Source organism: Rhizobium sp. AP16 (genome assembly GCF_000281735.1).
Lineage (GTDB): Bacteria > Pseudomonadota > Alphaproteobacteria > Rhizobiales > Rhizobiaceae > Rhizobium > Rhizobium rhizogenes.
In genome coordinates this window covers 1-5,421 of record NZ_AJVM01000091.1, presented here as the reverse complement: position 1 = coordinate 5,421, position 5,421 = coordinate 1, and the positions used below count along the sequence as shown (strand labels likewise).

The 5,421-nt window shown below is 56.7% G+C and carries 4 protein-coding genes and 1 pseudogene; 3 read left to right on the top strand and 2 right to left on the bottom strand.

Going from position 1 to position 5,421, the window contains the following annotated elements:
- The coding region (locus tag PMI03_RS31955) for a hypothetical protein (RefSeq protein ID WP_007703553.1) at positions 1-278 on the bottom strand (278 nt) is incomplete at its 3' end.
- A gap of 658 nt (positions 279-936) precedes the next feature.
- Here PMI03_RS31955 and PMI03_RS30250 point away from each other — a divergent pair.
- Positions 937-1,554, top strand: a complete 618-nt coding sequence (locus PMI03_RS30250; RefSeq protein WP_007703549.1) for a type IV toxin-antitoxin system AbiEi family antitoxin domain-containing protein — start codon at positions 937-939, stop codon at positions 1,552-1,554.
- Positions 1,547-2,403, top strand: a pseudogene (locus PMI03_RS30245) (nucleotidyl transferase AbiEii/AbiGii toxin family protein); the annotation flags it as partial. The gene PMI03_RS30250 and the pseudogene PMI03_RS30245, both read left to right, overlap by 8 nt.
- Positions 2,404-2,798: 395 nt before the next feature.
- Here PMI03_RS30245 and PMI03_RS30240 read toward each other — a convergent pair.
- Complete coding sequence (locus PMI03_RS30240) at positions 2,799-4,193, bottom strand: surface-adhesin E family protein (protein WP_007703545.1); 1,395 nt, start codon at positions 4,191-4,193, stop codon at positions 2,799-2,801.
- 553 nt (positions 4,194-4,746) lie between these two features.
- On the opposite strand from PMI03_RS30240, the gene PMI03_RS31290 reads away from it, so the two are divergent.
- Positions 4,747-5,229, top strand: a complete 483-nt coding sequence (locus tag PMI03_RS31290; RefSeq protein ID WP_269156200.1) for a DUF746 domain-containing protein — start codon at positions 4,747-4,749, stop codon at positions 5,227-5,229.
- Positions 5,230-5,421 lie beyond the last annotated feature (192 nt).

Sequence of the window (5,421 nt, the reverse complement as noted above, 5' to 3'; positions counted from 1 at the left end):
AACCTGAAGGGTGAGGCGCGCTCGAGCAAAGCTCGGTCGGACAGCCCACTGGACTGTCCGAAGCAACGAACGGGGAAAATCCTGCCCCCGCAACCAATCTTTCCAAAGTGCCAGTGTCCGAAAGCCCGCATCGCGGGCTTTTTGCGTTTTTGTCCTTCAATCGTCCTGGCTCGGCCCATCAGTGCTTCCAGGATTGCCTTCTCGTTGAGAAACTCGAGTTTCTTCTTGCCAGATGCGAAGGTAAGGATCGCGGCAAGATCGCCGCGCAGTACGATCACCAGTTCTGTCCTATCGGGTATGAGATCGATACGGCTTACCAGCGTGCGAAGTTTATCGGCGGCTTGTGCCCGAGTTTCTTCATCACCGAGCTGGTCGTGGAGGGCAGCAATCTCCTCATGATAATGCTTTGCCAGATTGGGATGGAGCAGGGGAGGTGGTTCTTCCGCACCGTCGAGGAAGCCGGCCAGTTCTCAAGCGTTGGCAGAGAGCCAGAAGCAGCTCTCGGACCTCATGAATAAGTGGGAGGCAGCAATGTCCGTCGAACGCCTTTTCAGGAGGCGGAGAGACGTTTGGAGGGCGTGGAGACTGAACGACGTGCCCAGCTCACGGAACGTCTCGCGTTGGCGAGAGCCATGCTCGGTACGCTGGATCCCTTCGACTATCTTGAAGAGTGGCTGGTACCCGAGGAGCGATATAAGTCGAAATACAGCCAAACTTGAGCCTTAGGGGCATAGATGTGGGACGCACGGAGCTTGGGTCGCATATCTGACGCGGCGCTACTTGCCTCGAATGACCGACTGGAGTCTAGGCGCCGCGTTGGGATGTATGGTAGAGGCGCTCGATTGAAAAGTTGCTGCTTGCCAGAGCTTCCCTTGATCGTTGGAATTTGATACGAATCCTCGGACTATACGTCCTTAGTTCCGAGCTATCGTATCAATGCCCGAATCTATCTCCCAGCGCCAAATCGCCCACGCCTTCCTGACGGCGCGTGGGATCGCGCGTCTTGTAGAGCTGCGCGATGCTGGCGTAACGGCCGCCACGATGAGCCGCATGGAGCGGGATGGGGAGGTGCTCCGGCTTGCACGGGGCCTTTATCAGCTCTCCGACGCGCCGCTCGACGCCAACCACAGTCTGGCCGAGGCCGCTAAACGCCTACCCAAGGGTGTTGTCTGCCTTGTGTCGGCCCTCGCGTTCCACGGCCTGACCGACCAGCTTCCGAAGCAGGTGTGGCTGGCGATAGGGCGGAAGGATTGGGCTCCCAAACCCGACAGTACGCCTATTCGGATCGTGCGCTTCACCGACAGACTGCTCAATGAAAGCGTAGAGACCCATGTCGTCGAAGGTGTGCCCGTAAAGGTCTTTGGGATCGTCAAAACAATCGCGGACTGTTTCCGATATCGCAACAAGATCGGTCTGTCGGTGGCGATTGAGGGCCTCCAAGAAGTGCTCCGTCAGCGTAAGGCCACCCCCGGTGAAATTGCCAGGCAGGCCGAGCGTGGCGGTGTCGCCACGGTCATCCGGCCGTATATCGAGGCGCTGACTGCCAATGGCTAAAGAGATCAAGAACATCGGCGCCTCGGTGCGCGCACGTCTGCTGCAACTCGCCAAGGCAAGTGGCCAGAGCTTCGACCTGGTTCTGACCCGCTTCGCCCTCGAGCGGCTGCTCTTCCGGCTCAGCCGGTCAAGCCATGCCGACCGTTTCGTGCTGAAGGGCGCCATGTTGATGATGAGTTGGTTCGACGACCCACACCGCGGCACGCGCGACCTTGATCTGCTGGGTTTCGGTGATCCGAGCGCGGAGCTAATGCTGGCGACGTTTCGGGAGATCCTGGCGCAGGACGCCAGCGATGGCGTCGAGTTCGACGCTGACGCACTTCGCGTCGACCGCATTCGCGAAGAGCTGGAATATGGCGGGCTGAGGCTGAGGACGACAGCTTCGATCAGCGGCGCCCGGATCAGCCTGACGATCGACATCGGCTTTGGCGATGCGCTGGAGCCTGGCACCGAGGAACTGGACTATCCTTCGATGCTGGACTTTCCCATGCCCCGGCTGCGGGGCTACGCCCGGGAGACTGTCATTGCCGAGAAATTCCAGGCGATGGTGGCGCTGGGGCGTGCCAACACTCGGATGAAAGATTTCTACGACATCTAGATTCTCAGCAGGTCGTTCGATTTCAGCAATGACAGGTTGGTGCGGGCAATTCCGGCACTTTCGAACGGCGTGAGACGCCGATCCCAACGGTGCTACCGGATGCTTTAACGGAAGCATTTGCCCAGGATCAGCAAAAGCAACGGCAATGGCGAGCGTTTGTTGAAGACGTTGCCCATAATCCGGGTGAATTGACGGATGTCATCACGGATATCGCCGCATTCCTGATGCCTCATGCCTCATGCCGCAGCCGCGAACCGGGGCAAATGAGCGGCTTGGTGTCTACCATCGAATATATCGTGCCATGGAGCGCTTCGGCGAGGATGACTGTCTGGGGGGATTCGAACCGGGCTTAGGTCGACAGCCTAAGCCGCTAGCCTTGGGATGGGCCGTTCAAACAATCGTAGGAATCGTTGGTTGCGAGCCCCCGCAACCAGTCTTTCCAAAGAACATCACCAAGACCGGTAGCTCGGCAGGATCAGAACCTGAAGGGTGAGGCGCGCTCGAGCAAAGCTCGGTCGGACAGCCCACTGGACCCTCCGAAGCAACGAACGGGGCAAAGCCTGCCCCCCGAAACCAGTTTCTTCATAACGCCATCAATGTAATGATCTAGGCGGCGTTGGACGGGTGCAGCGCGCGGAGAAACGGGCTAACGACCGATTTCTATGCCGTCGATCGTAGAATCTGACCTTCCCAAACTAGACTCGCTGTGGGCTACAAAGAAATAGCGAAGCTGGCCGACATAGTATCCTCTCATTTTGCTATCGCCTTTCCGATCGCATTCGAGAGGCCACGCGTGACCTGCAAGGGACCTGTGAATGGTGTTTGCTTCGATTGGTTCACCGATCTTGCACGACATTTCGAACTTCTTCGGCCCAGCGGTGGCGGGCATTTCAATCTCAAAGGAGAGCTCCTGACCTGCAGCCCAGGTTCCTGAATTCACCGTCAGCGATGTGGTAAGTGTAACGTCACTGGGTTCAGCCATGTTCGAGTTCATTTTGGATTTCAACTGGACTGGCCCCAACACTTCACGGTCGACGGAGACCCCCCGATCGTAGATTTCCTGAACGCGTGTGGTTCCATCCTTCTTAGGTTTGATAACGACAATCACCTGTTTGCTGGTCTGCACTAAGCTGCTTTTGCTCGTTTGAGTGATCTTGGCTTCCGATACAACAGGTTCGTCAGGCAGAATGGACAGCAGCCTCGCGACTGTTTTGGCGATTTCCGTGGGGATCGCCACATCTTCTATTCCGCGCTTAGGTGGAAGCGGCGGTTTTGGCCTGCTCGTAATTCCACCTATTCCGGCAAAGCTTTTCAGATCCATCGATGTATTGCATGCAATTTCTTTGGCGGCAGCATAGCTGTCTGACGGTGTCAGCGCCGTGTCTTCCTCCGGAGCGATCATCCCGTCGGTCACTGTTCCATCGGGCATAAAGTCGTATCCCACCAGGGTGCTATACCGGCTCGTATCGCAATTCAGCCGCACGAACTCACGCTTCGAGTCAAACGGAGCATTGTAAGGAGGATCGAAATTGATCGTTGGATAGTCGTGACGCATCCAAAGGGTTGCCACCGCTCCTATTCGTTTCACACTGCTGATATCGACCTGGGTGAGCGCTCCCTCTTGCTCGGTCCTCACATTGACTAGACGTTCTGGTTGAAGAGGCAGCTTGCAGGCCCAGTCGTAGAAGACCTGGTCGGTATCAGCTGCTTTGAAATCGACCGACGCATAACGGTCCTGCGACTTGCCGTTGTTGTAATAGCGGCCTGTGACCTTACCGAGACTGCCATTCGCCCAGGAAATGCGCAGTGCCTGATTTTGGCAATCAAGGTCATCGGCAATCACAAAGTTTGCCGCACCTTCACGAGGGGTATTCCGATGTATGAGATAGACACGGTCTCCAATCCGGTGGGCGGATTCAGGCAAATACTCGAGGCCTGGCATTGTAGCGATCGTTTCCCACTGGCCTGCAATTGCTGAAGGGCCAAAAAGCAAAAAGCAAACAAGAGCAATTTTACCAACAACGTGCGCTTCCGACGACATGGTTACCCTGTTCCTTTCGATTCGATATCAAATTCTTAGATTGGAGATTGAACGTACGACTGATGAGAACTGGATCAGGGGCTGGCCTGCCAATACGGCGTGCTCCCTGCAGCGCGCAATCTTGCCGATCGGGAACAAATCCCTGGCTGGTTAGAGAGAGTCAATGCCGGTGGAGACTTGGAATGTTTGCATTTTTTAGAATTATACGACAGCTAGCGCAATCGCGTGAGCGAGACACATCGTTTGCTCCATGTGCGTTTCAGCATCAAGAATTGCCGCGAACATCTGCGTGTTGAACCCCGCCGTGATTTGATCCGCCTTTCTGCTTGGTGCTGACCAGGATCGACTTGAGACAAGGCAATGAAGACATTACGCTTCATGACGGTCGCTGGGTCACGGCGAGATGGCAAACTGGGCGAATTTTGCGCGGAATTCAACAGGTGCCTGAGGTGCCACCGTATTGTCCTTGTTGCAGCGGCGACGAGACGGTGTTGTCCGCGCGCGCGGCCCATCCGAAGCCGGTCTCCCCGTCTTCCGCTGCCTCGCCTGCGATGTGCACTTCCGCCGCACCACCGGCACGCCGCCGTCGGGCCTGAAGTTCAGAAAGCTGGAGCTATTCGTCCGGCTGCTGTCGCAGCAGCGGCCTATCACCGATGCGGCCGAGATGATTGACGTCAAGGTGGTGACAGTCATCCGCTGGGTGAAGCGCATGCGCCAGTGGATCCCGGAGCTCGATCCCTCCGGTTACTGGGAGGCAAGGGTGCGGCTCGGCCGACACGATGCATTATCGCGGCTTTGCTTCGGACACCGGCGAGCGGAAATGCCGTTGCGACAACTGCGGCCGATATTGTCGCCTATCGGAGGCCCTGCGCGAGGGCGAGGCGATCTCCGCCGTCGAGCACCGCGTGGTGAAGCGCCCGCCGTCGTCACGACGGAAACTGCAGGCTCAATAGCGATCGCCAATCGAAGGAGGCGGCTGCGACTAATTATGTCAATTAGTGAAGGTGAATGTTGTAGAATTAACACGCCTCCCTAAAAACGTGTGATAATTGGTGCGGTGCACCCACTACTTTCTGATGCATAGATTGGATTTCTGCTATCCAACAGCCAGGCTGATGATCAGCCGCACATGGTATTGAGTGCTGTTTCAGAAATTTGATGATCGATAGACGGGCGGGCTTTTCCGCTCGGCTGAATGACGTTGCTTTCAGGAAGGTTTGCATGACGT